General features: G+C 39.4%; 13 protein-coding genes. 10 read left to right on the top strand and 3 right to left on the bottom strand.

The features are described 5' to 3' along the window. The first annotated feature begins 38 nt into the window (after positions 1 to 38). From MED134_RS12890 to MED134_RS12865, 6 genes are all read left to right on the top strand, one after another. Entirely contained in the window at positions 39 to 968 is a 930-nt protein-coding gene (locus tag MED134_RS12890) for a MerR family transcriptional regulator (protein ID WP_038599861.1), read from the top strand. Further along, positions 961 to 2421, top strand: a complete 1461-nt coding sequence (locus MED134_RS12885) for a phytoene desaturase family protein (RefSeq protein WP_038599858.1) — start codon at positions 961 to 963, stop codon at positions 2419 to 2421. Before MED134_RS12890 ends, MED134_RS12885 begins: the two co-directional genes overlap by 8 nt. After that, the gene (locus tag MED134_RS12880; RefSeq protein ID WP_038599855.1) at positions 2421 to 3260 is read left to right on the top strand and encodes a phytoene/squalene synthase family protein; all 840 of its coding nucleotides are present in this window, start codon (positions 2421 to 2423) and stop codon (positions 3258 to 3260) included. Before MED134_RS12885 ends, MED134_RS12880 begins: the two co-directional genes overlap by 1 nt. 17 nt (positions 3261 to 3277) lie before the next feature. Beyond that, the gene (locus MED134_RS12875) at positions 3278 to 3745 is read left to right on the top strand and encodes a sterol desaturase family protein (RefSeq protein ID WP_035327817.1); all 468 of its coding nucleotides are present in this window, start codon (positions 3278 to 3280) and stop codon (positions 3743 to 3745) included. Positions 3746 to 3837: 92 nt separating this feature from the next. Further along, entirely contained in the window at positions 3838 to 4830 is a 993-nt protein-coding gene (locus MED134_RS12870) for an NAD-dependent epimerase/dehydratase family protein (RefSeq protein WP_038599851.1), read from the top strand. Further along, complete coding sequence (locus MED134_RS12865; RefSeq protein WP_052084240.1) at positions 4821 to 5837, top strand: glycosyltransferase family 2 protein; 1017 nt, start codon at positions 4821 to 4823, stop codon at positions 5835 to 5837. The genes MED134_RS12870 and MED134_RS12865 overlap by 10 nt, the downstream gene beginning before the upstream one ends. Before the next feature lie 4 nt (positions 5838 to 5841). On the opposite strand, the gene MED134_RS12860 is transcribed toward MED134_RS12865, so the two are convergent. Further along, entirely contained in the window at positions 5842 to 7164 is a 1323-nt protein-coding gene (locus MED134_RS12860) for a M24 family metallopeptidase (RefSeq protein ID WP_038599847.1), read from the bottom strand. 87 nt (positions 7165 to 7251) lie between these two features. Then, entirely contained in the window at positions 7252 to 8370 is a 1119-nt protein-coding gene (locus tag MED134_RS12855) for a BamA/TamA family outer membrane protein (RefSeq protein WP_052084286.1), read from the bottom strand. A 179-nt stretch (positions 8371 to 8549) separates the two neighbouring features. Here MED134_RS12855 and MED134_RS12850 point away from each other — a divergent pair, with 179 nt between their 5' ends. From MED134_RS12850 to MED134_RS12840, 3 genes are read left to right on the top strand one after another with little or no spacing between them, the layout of a single operon-like run. Continuing rightward, entirely contained in the window at positions 8550 to 9005 is a 456-nt protein-coding gene (locus tag MED134_RS12850; RefSeq protein ID WP_038599842.1) for a tRNA (cytidine(34)-2'-O)-methyltransferase, read from the top strand. Positions 9006 to 9007: 2 nt separating this feature from the next. Then, positions 9008 to 9529: a hypothetical protein gene (locus MED134_RS12845; RefSeq protein ID WP_038599838.1), complete on the top strand. Its 522-nt coding sequence runs from the start codon at positions 9008 to 9010 to the stop codon at positions 9527 to 9529. A 5-nt stretch (positions 9530 to 9534) separates the two neighbouring features. Beyond that, positions 9535 to 10011 carry a hypothetical protein gene (locus tag MED134_RS12840; protein ID WP_038599836.1) on the top strand — a complete coding sequence of 159 codons (477 nt, stop codon included), beginning with the start codon at positions 9535 to 9537 and terminating at the stop codon, positions 10009 to 10011. A gap of 13 nt (positions 10012 to 10024) precedes the next feature. Here the strand turns inward: MED134_RS12840 and bshC are convergent, their stop codons facing one another. Next, positions 10025 to 11620: a bacillithiol biosynthesis cysteine-adding enzyme BshC gene (bshC, locus tag MED134_RS12835; RefSeq protein WP_038599833.1), complete on the bottom strand. Its 1596-nt coding sequence runs from the start codon at positions 11618 to 11620 to the stop codon at positions 10025 to 10027. A gap of 121 nt (positions 11621 to 11741) precedes the next feature. On the opposite strand from bshC, the gene MED134_RS12830 reads away from it, so the two are divergent. Further along, a complete protein-coding gene (locus MED134_RS12830) occupies positions 11742 to 14231 on the top strand; it encodes a M14 family metallopeptidase (protein WP_038599830.1) in 2490 nt (829 codons plus the stop codon). The last annotated feature ends 114 nt before the right edge of the window (positions 14232 to 14345 follow it).

The raw sequence follows: 14345 nt of genomic DNA, 5'->3' as shown, positions 1-14345 counted from the left end.
TAAGTAAATTCGCTATTTTTACAAGAAATAAGTGTAGTATGAAAAATGCCGTAAAGACAAAATTTAGCATTAAAGACTTAGAGAGTTTAAGTGGTATAAAAGCCCATACCATACGTATCTGGGAGAAAAGGTATGGTCTTCTTGAACCACAGCGTACTTCTACAAATATTAGAACGTATGCCTTAAGCGACTTGCAAAAGCTTCTTAATGTTGTATTTCTTACAGAGAATAAATTCAAGATTTCTAAAATAGCAAAGCACTCCACAAAGGAAATTGCAGCGCTCGTGGCAGAGCTAGTAACCGAAACCAGTGCTGCAAATGAAAATCACGCTATCAATTCTTTTAAGATAGCAATGATGAATTTTGATCAAAACTTATTTCACAAGACCTATAATGCTCTTAATGAAGATAAGCCATTTGTCACCATTTTTTATGAGACGTTTATACCTTTACTACAAGAGATAGGGTTATTATGGCAAACGGATACCATAAACCCATCTCACGAGCATTTTATCTTTAACCTTATTAAGCAAAAGATTCTTATAAATATTGAAAAGACACAAATTAATGTGCCGCCTCTCAAGGATAAAACATTTGCACTTTTCCTACCAGAAAACGAGATACACGAGCTAGGCCTACTCTTTTTAAATTATGAACTTGTTGCAAATGGCTACAAGGTGATTTATTTAGGGCAGAGCATAATGTTATCAAACTTAAAGTACCTCTCTTCAAATCACCCTAACCTCTCATTTGCAACGTATTTTACTGTACAGCCGCTGGCAGAAGATATACCTGCATATTTTGATGAGTTTAATGAGCTTTTTGGTAACCAGAAACTAGATTTATATGTTTTAGGAGCTATGACTAGTAAAATAGACGAGCTTAGCCTTCCTAAAAATGTTCATATAATGATGAGTATAAGAGAATTTGTAAATGTTGTAAAAAACAAGTCTGCTACGTATGCCTAAAAAGATTGTGATTATAGGATCTGGATTTTCATCCTTATCTGCTGCGTGTTATCTTGCTCAAGCTGGTAACGAGGTGCACCTTTATGAAAAAAATCAAACCCTAGGTGGTCGTGCCAGACAACTTAAAGAAGAAGGCTTTACTTTTGATATGGGCCCTAGCTGGTACTGGATGCCAGATATCTTTGAAAAGTTTTTTGGAGATTTTAATAAAAAGGTTTCAGACTTTTACCAGTTAGAAAAGCTGGACCCCGCTTATTACGTTTGGTTTAAAGATGAAGTTGTAACCATAGGTGATACGCTAGATAAAATAGCTACAGAGTTTGAGCGTATAGAGCCAGGAAGCTCTCCTCAACTCAAAAAGTTTATAAAAAATGCTGGGATCAACTATGACATTGCTATTAATGATGTAGTTAACAAGCCAGGGCTTTCTCCTTTTGAACTTGTAACTCCAGAAACAACGGTACGCGTAAATCAGTTTTTTAAAACTATAAGTGATGACGTGCGCAAGGCTTTTAAAAATGAGAAGCTGGTTTCTATCTTAGAATTTCCAGTATTGTTTCTCGGAGCTAAACCTAACAATACACCTGCATTCTATCGTTTTATGAACTATGCAGATTTTGGCTTAGGGACTTGGCATCCTAAAGGTGGTATGCACGAGGTCATCAAAGGAATGATTAAGCTGGCACACTCACTAGGAGTAAAAACTCATACAAGCGCTGGTGCCAGTAAAATTCTGGTAGATCAAGGAAAAGTACAAGGAATTATAGTTAATGGTGAAACCATTACTGCAGATTATGTCGTAAGTGGAGCAGACTATCATCATAGTGAGACTTTGCTAGATTCATCATATAGACAATACACAGAGAAGTACTGGGACAGCCGTGTATTTGCACCGTCATCACTACTCTTTTATGTAGGTTTTGATAAAAAGTTTGATAACGTGGCGCATCACAACTTGTTCTTTGATACAGATTTTGACCAGCACGCAAGAACCATTTATGACGATCTTGCTTGGCCAGAAGAGCCTTTGTTTTATGCAAATTTCCCATCGGTATCAGATGAGACAATGGCGCCAGAAGGTAAAGAAAATGGATTTTTCTTAATCCCTATAGCTCCTGGAGTAGAAGATACGCAGGCACTACGTGATCAATATTTTGATATTATAATGGAAAGACTAGAGCGATTATCTGGTCAAAATTTTAGAAATCATATTATCTTTAAGAAGTCTTTTTGTGTAGATGACTTTGTAAGTGAGTATAACAGTTATAAAGGAAATGCCTACGGAATGGCAAATACTTTAAAGCAAACAGCTTTTCTTAGACCTAATTTAAGAAGTAAGAAAGTTAAAAATTTGTATTTTACTGGACAGTTAACGGTTCCAGGACCTGGCGTACCTCCAGCCCTCATATCTGGTAAGCTTGTATCACAATTAATAAGCAAATCAATTAAATAATGAAATCTCTATTTGACACCGTATCGAGAAGCTGTGCAAAGGTTGTAACTCAATCATATAGCACCTCATTTGCAAGCGCGACTAAAATGCTTGCACCCTGTATACGTCAGGACATTTATAACATTTATGGTTTTGTAAGATTTGCAGATGAGATTGTAGATTCTTTTCACGACTATGACAAGCCTACACTATTCAAACGTTTTGAAGAAGATCTTGAGCACGCGCTTACAGATAAAATAAGCCTCAACCCTATTCTCAACGCCTTTCAAGAGACCGTGCATAAATATGATATAGACCCTGCTCATATCGCATCGTTTATGAAAAGTATGCGCCTTGATCTCACAAAACTAGATTATCTCACAGATGCAGAGTACAAGGAATACATATACGGAAGCGCAGATGTAGTAGGCCTTATGTGTCTTACCGTTTTTGTAAAAGGAAACAAAGAAAAATACGAAAGCCTTAAAGACAGCGCTATGAGTTTAGGCTCTGCCTTTCAAAAAGTAAACTTTTTACGTGACCTCAAGGCAGATTTCGAAGGACTAAGTCGCACCTACTTCCCTAATACAAATCTTGTAAATCTTGATGAAGCATCTAAGCAACGTATTATCGAAGAGATAGAAGAAGACTTTGCAAAGGGACTAGCAGGTATAAACAGACTTCCTATAGAAGCAAAGTTTGGTGTGTACACCGCTTTCCGTTATTATAGAAAATTACTCACAAAACTTAAACGCGTTCCCTCTGCCGAAATTAGGAACACAAGAGTACGCGTACCAGACTACGTAAAGGCAAGTCTTCTTGCACGTAGCTATGTAAAATATCGTTTAAACCTTATTTAAAAGAATCCCCTATACAAATGCAAACATTACTTTGGATCTTCGTTTTTGTTATGACTTTTGTCATTATGGAATTTCTAGCCTGGGCAACACATAAATATGTAATGCACGGCTTTTTATGGTCTTTACACCAGGACCACCACCATAAAAAACACAACTCTTGGTGGGAAAAAAATGACCTCTTCTTTATCTTTTATGCGCTAGTTTCAATAGGCTGTTTCCTATTGTGGCAGTACGAAGGCGTATGGATAGGTTTACCTATAGGCTTAGGTATTTTTGCCTATGGTCTTGCCTACTTTGGCGTGCACGACATCTTTATCCACCAGCGATTTAAATTGTTTCGTAATGCAAATGGATGGTACGGTAAAGCATTAAGAAGAGCACATAAAATGCACCACAAACACCTAGGTAAAGATGATGGAGAATCTTTCGGGATGCTCTTTCCTCCAGTAAAATATTTTAAGCAAGCCAGAGCAAGCAAAAGATAATATATAAAGACCACTGTCAAAGGTGGTTTTTTTTTACGCTTTCGCGAAAGCGTAACAACGCCCCTCTCAATTCCTTTTCCTAAGTTTGCAGTATGCAAATAACCTCATTAGTTACCGGTGGCGCTGGCTTTATAGGAAGCCACGTTGCTCGTCATTTACTAGCTTTACATCACCAAGTAATCATACTTGACGACCTCTCTGGCGGCTTTACAAGTAATGTTCCTCAAGGTGCGATTTTTATAGAAGGTAGCATTACAGACACCACACTTATAGATGAGATATTTGAACAACATCACATAGATTACATCTACCACCTAGCCGCATATGCCGCCGAAGGGTTGAGCCATTTTATACGTAAGTTCAACTACGAGAATAACCTCATTGGGAGCATCAACCTCATTAATGCTGCAGTTAATCATAACATAAAGAAGTTCATCTTTACAAGCTCTATTGCTGTGTATGGAACTCAAGAATTACCACTTAAAGAATCGCAAAAACCACAACCCGAAGACCCTTATGGTATTGCAAAATATGCGGTAGAGATGGATCTAGATAATGCACATAAAATGTTTGGGCTTGACTATATTATCTTTCGCCCGCATAATGTGTATGGGCCTGGACAAAACATCGGAGATAAGTATCGCAATGTGGTGGGTATATTTATGAATCAGATGTTAAAAGATGAACCGCTTACCATCTTTGGCGACGGAAATCAGACCCGTGCCTTTACCTACATAAATGATGTGGCACCTTATATTGCGGCTAGTTACGCTTTCGCGAAAGCGGACAACCAAATCTTTAACATAGGCGCAGACACCGAAAACACGGTAAATGATCTAGCTAAAGAAGTAGGAGTTGTTATGAAAAAAGAAGTGACTATCAACCACCTTGAACAGCGCGAGGAAGTAGTACACGCCTATGCAGACCACTCAAAATTTATAGAAATCTTTAGCCCAAAGCCAGCCACAACACTTGCACAAGGATTACAAGAAACCGCAAAATGGGTAACTGAATACGGCGCGAGAGAAAGTAGTACTTTTGACCCTATAGAAATCACAAAAAACCTTCCAAAATCGTGGCAGTAAATCAACCCCTCGTATCTATCATAATGGCCGTAAAAGACACGGCTCCATATCTACACGATTGCATAAACTCTATTATAAACCAGACGTATCAAAACTGGGAACTTATTGCTGTAAATGACCACAGTACAGATGAGACTCCAGAGATTCTTGCGGCATTTGCAAAGCAAGATGCACGCGTTCGTGTTTTTGACAGTGATGGCTATAAACTCATCCCAACATTACAATGTGGATACAGAGAAGTACGCGGAACCCTGCTCAACAGGATGGACTCTGATGATAAAATGCCAAATTATAAAATTCAGCTTCTCGTAGATGAGTGGCATAAGTATGGAAAAGGGCACGTGATTGCTGGAGGTACAGAGCACTTTGTAGATGAGGGCGAGGTAGGTGATGGTTTTTTACGCTATGAGCGCTGGCTTAATGAAGTGGCAAGAACAAGCACACACTACCAGCAGATTTATAAAGAGTGTGTTATCCCGTCACATTGCTGGATGATTCATAAAGATGATTTTGATGCCGTAGGTGCTTTTGATCCTGTTATCTATCCAGAAGATTATGATTTGTGTTTCCGTATGTATAAACACGGGCTCAAAGTTATAGGGATAGATGCCATACTTCACCACTGGCGTGATCGCTCTAACCGCATCTCACGTACTTGGGATGAGTATAAAGACAATCGCTATTTTGATATGAAAATGCGTTTCTTTTATGAGATAGATCGTGATAACACACGACCACTCGTACTCTGGGGTGCCGGTCGCAATGGTAAGGATATGGCTAAGGTTTTACAATCGTATAATGACACCTTTCACTGGGTTTCTAATAATAAGAAACAGATAGGTAAAGACATTTATGGTGTACGTATGCAATCTTTTACAGATGTCCCGTCTATAGAAAATGCACAGATTATGATTGTAGTTTCTTCTCCCGATGGAAAGAAGGAAATACAAGCACTACTCGATTCTTGGGGCAAAGAAGCCGTTAAAGATTACTGGTTTTTTGCTTAGATAATTAATTTGAGATAATAACAAGTTCCTCTTGTGGAGCGATAAGATACTCCGCTCCATTTTCTGTTACTACGGCCATCTCCTCTACAGACATTGTTTTTACACCACCGTCTGCTAGTTTCCAAGAGTGAAAACCGTCAAAGGCAAACGTCATACCTTCCTTGATCACTTTTTCTGAGGCTGGTCTCACGTGTGATGCTTGAGAACCTCCTAGATTAGGTCCTACATCGTGAGCGACATAGCCTACTGGGTGACCCGTGCTCCACATCACATAATCAGACCCTGCTTTTTCCATAAGTACGCGCTGGGCTCTATCTACATCTACTCCTTTTACCCCAGGTTGCATCGCAGCGAGTGCTGCCCTATTTCCAGCTTTAGAACTTTCCCAGTAGTGCATAATCTCATCTGGAGCCTCGCTCTCACCTTCTTTTAAAACATAGGCAAATCGCTGTATATCTGTCACCCATCTGTCATATACTTTGATACCAAAATCTATTTGTATCACATCACCAGGCATAATTACTTTATCTGTAGCGTGCGAGTGCCCACGGTCTGGCCCAGAATTTACATTAGGATTTTGAGCAGGTGCCCATCCATCTGTCACGCCATACTCGGTCATTCTTTGTTTTAAATATTTTGCAATATCTGCATCTGTAGATGTGCCAGGTACTACTTGCTCGTAGGCTTCAATCTGCCACTGGGTAGTGAGCTTTGCTGCTTTCTTTAAGATGGCAACTTCTTCTGGTAGCTTTATAGATAACCACTCATAGACAACCTCTTCTGAGGATACTAGTTTTGAGGTTTCGTCACCTAAGGCACTAGCAAATTCTTCATACTGTGTATGCGTAAGTCCGTCTGCCATCACATTTTTTGAAGATGTGTTTACGGCAATACTTTTAAAATCTTTTGTTTTGATAAAATCTGAGGCTTGCTCAATAGCAGAGGTTCCTCGCTCTACACTCACAACCTCCTCGTGTATATCTAGATCATCTAGCGCAGTTGCTTCTCCAGAAGGAGAGAACACTTTAGAGTGAAACCCCGTTGCGTCGTTGTAAAATAAAAATACGGCGGTACCACCAGCATTTTCTCCTCCTATGTGATCTGCAATAGGATCATTATTATTTTCTCTACAAATACTCATCCAGCAATCTACCTCTGCAGTTTTGAGCGCTTGCGGTAATAGCTGACTAATACGCTTCTTTCTAATGTCTGGCCAAGGATTTTCTCCCCAGTACGTTTCTGGGTTTACGGCAACTTCTGGTTCTTGTTGTTGAGCACAACTACAAACTAAAAAAATGGAAAGAAAAAAGAGTACAGGTTTAAGCATCGTATCAGGATTATTTTCAGAGTAATATAGAAATTTTGTTCCTATCTCTAAAAATAAAATGATGCAAATTAAACTAGCTGCTAGCTATTAAAATGCCTCTGCAATCCCTAAGTAAAACTCACTAGAGCCTCTACCAAAACCTACATCAAAACGAAGATTGAGACGCTCTTCCTTATCTATCATAAAACGAAGACCACCTCCATAGGTAGGTTTTAAGTTCTTAAACTGAAAATCGCTCACATCATTATAGATATCACCTCCACCGGCAAATAATACAGCGCCAAAACGAGAGTTCTTAAACGTCTTTCTATACTCTACCTGACTTGCCAGTAAATCTCTACCTACATAACGGCCTTCTCTATAACCACGCATAATCTCACTACCTCCAAGAAAAGAAAACTCAGAAAATGGTAAGTCACCACGCGTAAATCTCCCCACCATCTGGAATGCAATAATATCATCCTTATCTGCAAATGGCTTTGTGTAATGTCTTAAATCAAAACGTGTCAAATCAAAGTTATGTGTACCTCCCAGCGCCTCGAAGTATTGACCTCTCGTCGTCTCGAGGTACCATCCATTTTGAGCATTTAGTACATTATTTCTGTTATCATACAGTGCAGCAACTTCAACACCTAGCGATGTAGACCCATCATAACCCGTAGGTCTAGTTTGATCTATAAGTCCGCCCTCTTCTATATCAACAGAGTAAACGTGATTAAATCGCACACCAGCACCTACAAAAAGGTAACGTGTAAAAGCCTGTTTTAAAAAGATAGGCTCCACTAGCAACTGGTAATAATTATACTCCTCCTCTGCACTTTCTGGAGAATTTGTGCCAAAACCATAAAACAGTCTTGGGTAATTTTGAAATAGGATATTACCCTCTATCACCCACTTCTCTTGGTTTGTAAAAATCTCAAATCCAGAATAAACAAAAAACTGACTATTAAGTGTGTACTGCAGCGTGATAGGCATATTAGACACACGCGTCTCCTCCCCACTACCGTTAAATTTAAATAAGTATTTTGCACCTGTCCCAAAGGCAAAATTTGTCTCCGGACTGTAGCTCATTACTGGTGCTGCTATAAACTTAGAAAGATATAAGGTAGAATCTCTCTCTACCGCTTTCTTGTTAGGATAAAACGTAAAAAACTCTTTTATCTTCTCAAAATCCTGTGCTTGTGCCGTCTGTGTATTACTCATCATAAAAAGTACGATGGCAATAACATATATCAATTTCTGGGGGAAGTAATTTATTCTCAAAATGTTATTTTTGGGTAAAGATACTGTAGACGGGAGTTATAGCCCGTGACAAGCTTTAGTTTTTGTGATAACATTAGTATCTCACACACCATTTATACACCATACATCCCATCAAGCAAGCCATTATGCTCAATATTGTACTCATCAATCCAGAAATCCCAAACAACACAGGTAACATAGGTAGGCTTGCCCTCGGTTCTGGCTGCAGGTTGCACCTTGTAAAACCCTTTGGTTTTAAGATAGACGACACCCGCCTTAAACGCGCAGGTCTTGACTACTGGCAGCATCTAGACGTACAGTATTATGATAATACAGAAGACTTTTTTAAAAAGAACGCTTTCGCGAAAATGGCCTTTCTCTCAAGTCACGGCACAAAATCACATTATGACATTCCTTTTGAAGAAGACCTATTTCTCGTCTTTGGAAAAGAATCCAAAGGACTCCCAAAAGAAATCACCGAAAAACACCCGGACCAACTTTATAAAATCCCATTATTTAGCGAACACATCAGAAGTTTAAATCTCGCAAATGCCGTAGGAATTGTAGCTTATGAGGGGATAAGGCAGTTGAATTTATAGATATGAAGTTACGTTTAATGTTTCTTTTTCTACTTATTGTAGGTTATCAAAATGTATTCTCTCAAGACACATTATCTGTCAAAGAGATATATTTTGACAACAATCTTGCATATCAAGGCTATAATGATGAGCTATTTACTGGTGTTGCACAAAAACTTAGAAAAAACGGAAATGGTCATATTGTTGCAGAAGAGATATATAAGAATGGTGTTCTTCTAGAATGGCGTTCATATTTTGGAAGGAGCAACAGACGTCTCGCCGAAAAAGTTCTCTATTATAAAGAGGACCCGCTCGCACCAAAAGAAAGAATACGATACATAACAAATAAGAATGGAAAATTTACTGAAAAGACTTATTACGACACTAATTTTAAAAAGACTTTAGTCACAAGACATAAGGATACTACTTTAATATATAAATGTCCTTATACAGACGGAAAGAAAGATGGTGAAGAATTTTGCATAAATGATAATGGAAATCCAATGATCATCAAATTCATAAACGGGAAAAAGATCAAAAATTAAAATTTATGAATCTATTTCCGACTAGAGAATACAAATTCAAGTTAATTAGCTCGCAAAAAGAAACAATTGAACGTCTTGAAAGACGCACCGAATATTCAAAATACTTAACATCAAATTGGACGACAAAATCTTTCAGAGGTCAAATTTCAGATAATGAATTTAAAATTATCTCTTCAACGGTTGGAAAAGGAGCATTCTGTGTATTAACAGGAGAAATCAACACTGAACTAGGTTCTGTCACAATTACAATTAACAAGGCGTTTAAAATAATGTTAAGTATACTTTTAATCTTTCCTATAATTGCAATGTGCTTAATAGTGACTTTTGATTTGGAAAAATTCGAACCGTTTATGATACTATCAGTAATTGCTCAAATTGTAATGATAAGATTTATAGGCATACGATTCTTTTTTAAAAGATTCTCAAAACAGAGTTTGCATAAACTGAGAGATGCTTTAGATGTAGAGCTAATAGAAAACTAAACAAACTAATCCCCTACAAAGTAACCACCGTAAACTCCCCTCCTAGCGGCTCCAGCGCATTTACAAGTTCAGGGATGAGTTGCTCGCCGTATTCTAGATAAAACTGTGAGAAGTTAGTATTTCTTTCTTGCAGGCTTTGCATTGGGAATACTTCGTTTTGTAAATCTACTAGGCGTTGTACGTGATCACTCAGTTTACGCTTTTGTGCACGCAGCAATCTACTCTCTAAGTTTTCTAAACCTTTGAGTTGTTTTACTTCTTGTGCTTTTACGGCTCCTATAAAACTAGCATCTGTCTCTTCGGCTAGTAAGTACATTGCTTTAAACTGCTCTTTCAAGAAGCTGCGTTGTGCAGAGAAGTCTATCTCTATATTTGAGATGGCACGTACCTTTCGGTTGATGAGTTCGTTTTGTTTTAGAAATAAATTTGGCAACGACACGCCTAGATTTTCGGCTTTTGTACGTTGCTTTTCGGTACGTATTAATGCCGAGTTACGAAGTAGTAATGCCGGAAAAGGAACTCCCACTTCTTCAAAATATGTTTTAAGCTGGAACCAGTACGCCAGCTCTCCGCCTCCACCTATGTAACAAAGGTTTGGTAAAATCACTTCTTGAAAAAGTGGTCTCAGTAAGGCGTTAGGCGAGAACCGTTCTGGATGGTTAGCAAGCTCGTTGAGTATCTCATTTTCGCGAAAGCGGATATCTGTATCATTTACCACATACATATCATCCACCTTGATAATACGCTCACGGATGCCTTTTGTGATGTAGAACAAGTTAATCTCACGAGGGTGTACTTGCTCTGGGTAGCCTAGCGCAGTGAGTTGCTCGGTTTGCTGCGTCACCTTTGCGTGCGATACGCCCTCTAGCAATTCTCGTTGTACATAAGGAGCAAATAATTCTTTAAGTCCTGCATCGTTACCATCTACAATGACAAGGCCGTACTCACCAAAAAGCTCGTTACCCAGATAGCGCGTTGCATCTGCCAGATTATCGTGATTGAGGTAGGCGTCGTTAAAGAGTTTTGAGAGGTACTCCGCATTTCTAGAAGTCCCCAGCTGTGTTTTAAACAATGCTAGTACCTCAGCCAGTCCATCGGTTGAGAGTTCGCCCACGGCACCTCCGTCCTCACGATTCCACTGCACTTTTTTACCTTGAAAATTGAAATAGTTAATCTCGTCAAAATCGTGATCTTCTGTCGCCATCCAGTAAATAGGCACATAATTGCGGTCTGGATCTTTCTCTTTAAGCTCCTTGCAGAGGTTAATAACAGAGATAATTTTATATAAAAAATAGAGCGGCCCCGTAAATAAATTGAGCTGGTGCCCTGTGGTGATGGTAAACGTGTTTTCGCTGGCAAGATGCTCTAAGTTGAGCTGTGTCTTGGCAGAGGTGTTTGTATTTTTATATTGCGCGATGAGGGAATCATATAAACGCTTTCGCGAAAGCGGACTAAAAAATTGTCCTTTCTCTTCTGCCTGTTTGATAAGATTATCTGCTGTAGGAAATCTGTGATAAAAGGGTTTAAGTGCTTCTTCTTGATCTAAATAGTTTGTGATAAGCTTAGAAAAATACCCCGTTTCTCGGTACGGCAGACAGTCGGTTGGCATAAATTATGGTTTAGATAGTAAAGATAATTCTGATAAATTGCGAGTTTTCCCAAAAAAACGTTAAAACGCTGATTTGCGGCGAGCTCTTTTTATAGCTTTAGCTTTTGCTAAAACGAACCAAATGCTCAGAATCTACAGCTTTTTTGTCGCCTTATTTCTCACAACATTACTTACCGCTCAAGTACAATCTCCATCAGAATTTCTGGGTTATGAGATTGGAACACAGTTCTCACGACACTCAGACGTGGTGCGGTACTTTGAACACGTAGCCAAAAATAGTGACCTAGTCACCTATCAAGAATATGGTAAAACTAACGAGCGTAGACCTCTTACATATGCCGTTATTACCACAAGCGCAAACCATAGCAATCTAGAAAATATACGCAAGGCAAACCTGGAGCAAACGGGTATTGCAACAGGCAACTCTGGTACGGCAGACAAGGCAATAGTCTGGCTTTCTTATAACGTGCACGGTAATGAAGCATCATCTACAGAGGCTTCTATGGTGACACTATATGAGTTAATCACTTCAAAAAAAGAATGGTTAAAAGATGCCGTAATTATTATGGACCCTTGTGTAAATCCAGATGGGCGTGATCGCTATGCAAACTGGTTTAACCAAGTAGCGTCTACACCTTATGACCCAGCACAAGTAGCTGCAGAGCACGATGAGCCGTGGCCAGGAGGAAGACCTAATCACTACCTTTTTGACCTTAACCGCGACTGGGCGTGGGCATCACAAGTAGAGTCACAACAACGATTAAAAGTATATAACAAGTGGATGCCTCACGTGCACGTAGACTTTCACGAGCAAGGAATAAACAATCCTTATTATTTTGCTCCCGCAGCAGAGCCATATCACGAGATTATCACAGACTGGCAGATGGATTTCCAAACGCAAATAGGAGCAAATCACGCGCGTTATTTTGATAAGGAAGGTTGGCTGTTTTTTACAAGAGAGAGTTTTGACTTACTCTACCCTTCTTACGGTGACACCTACCCTACCTTTATGGGGGCAATAGGGATGACCTATGAGCAGGCTGGTCACGGTCGTGCCGGTTTAGGTATTCATACAGATCGAGGTTATGAACTCACGCTGGTAGATCGTGTAGCACACCACAAAACCACAGGACTCTCTACCGTAGAAATTTCTGTAAAAAATGCTGCAAAGCTCAACTCAGAGTTTAAAGCATACTTTAATAACAACAATCTCAAATATAAAAGCTACGTGCTTTCTGGTAATGTAGATAATCTCAAAGCGCTAGCCGACTTAATGGACAAGCACGAGATAAACTATGGCTTTGCCTCAAACGGAAAGGCAACAGGTTTTAACTACACCTCAAACGGTCAAGGTAGTATGAGCTATGACACAGCAATGGTGATAAGTACAGACCAGCCAAAAGGAAAGATGGTAAAGGCACTTTTTGAGCCAGATGCAAAACTAAGTACACCGCTCACTTATGATATCACCGCGTGGAATTTACCACACGCTTACGGTCTTAATGCCGTAGCAAGCACATCACTGGTAAGAGCAAATGCCGCAAGCCCTTTTAAAACAAACATAACCACAGCAAGCACAAATGTAGCGGGCTACATCGGGAAGTGGAATAGTCTTGATGATGCACAGTTTCTAGCAGGACTTCTTAAGGAAGGTATTAGAGTACGTTTTAGTGAGCAACCCTTTGTAAATAATGGAGTTTCTTACGAGCGCGGTTCTTTAATCATCACAAAAAGTGATAATCTGGGACGTGAAGATTTTAATGAAGTGTTGAGTACGCTTTCGCGAAAGCATAACAGAACCCTTACCGCTACGACAACCTCATTTGCAAGTTCTGGACCAGATTTTGGGTCGTCACAAGTAAAGCTTATCAATCCGCCAAAGATTGCATTACTTAAAGGAGATGCAACCTCATCATTGAGTTATGGAGCTACGTGGTACTTTTTTGAACAGACATTACAATACCCAGTGACTTCTATAAATGCAGATAAGCTAGGGCGCGTGAATCTTGATGAATTTGATGTACTCGTGATGCCTAGCGGCTGGTACGGAAGCGTTCTTAATGAAAGTAACCTTGATAAAGTAAAAGACTTTGTGCGTGGTGGCGGTAAAGTAATTGCACTAGCAAATGCCGTAGGAAGCCTCGCTGGAAAATCTGGATTTTCAATAAAAAGAAATACCGGCGGCAGCGATACCGAAAAAAGTGACAAGAAAGAAAACCTAACTCCGTATGCAGATCGTGAGAATGCAAGTACCACAAACTTTATCACAGGTTCTATCTTTAAGACTAAAGTTGATACGACGCACCCAATGGCCTTTGGCTATCCAGACACGTACTACAGCTTAAAGCTAGGAAGCAACTCCTATTCATATCTGGATCGTGGCTACAATGTAGCGTGGATTCCTGAAGAGGTAGAGAATGTAGCAGGATTTGCAGGAGAAACGGCCAAAGGAAAACTAAGTAACTCTCTAATTTTTGGAGAAGAACGTATGGGACGCGGGAGCGTTATCTATATGGTAGACGACCCACTTTTTAGAGCGTTCTGGCACAATGGAAAGCTATTCTTCACCAATGCTATTTTCTTGACCAATAATGGAAAGTTTAGGTTGTAGATTCAATACTTACTAAAACAAAAAAATGCCCTGTATTTCAGGGCATTTTTTTGTTTACTTACTCTTGCCGACATCTCCCTGACTCCCTCTTGGAAGAGGGACACTGTTGTGGGT

It is taken from the genome of Dokdonia sp. MED134, assembly GCF_000152925.2.
Taxonomy (GTDB): domain Bacteria; phylum Bacteroidota; class Bacteroidia; order Flavobacteriales; family Flavobacteriaceae; genus Dokdonia.
Note: the sequence above shows the minus strand (reverse complement) of the source record. Positions and strands in the feature narration are given on the sequence as shown.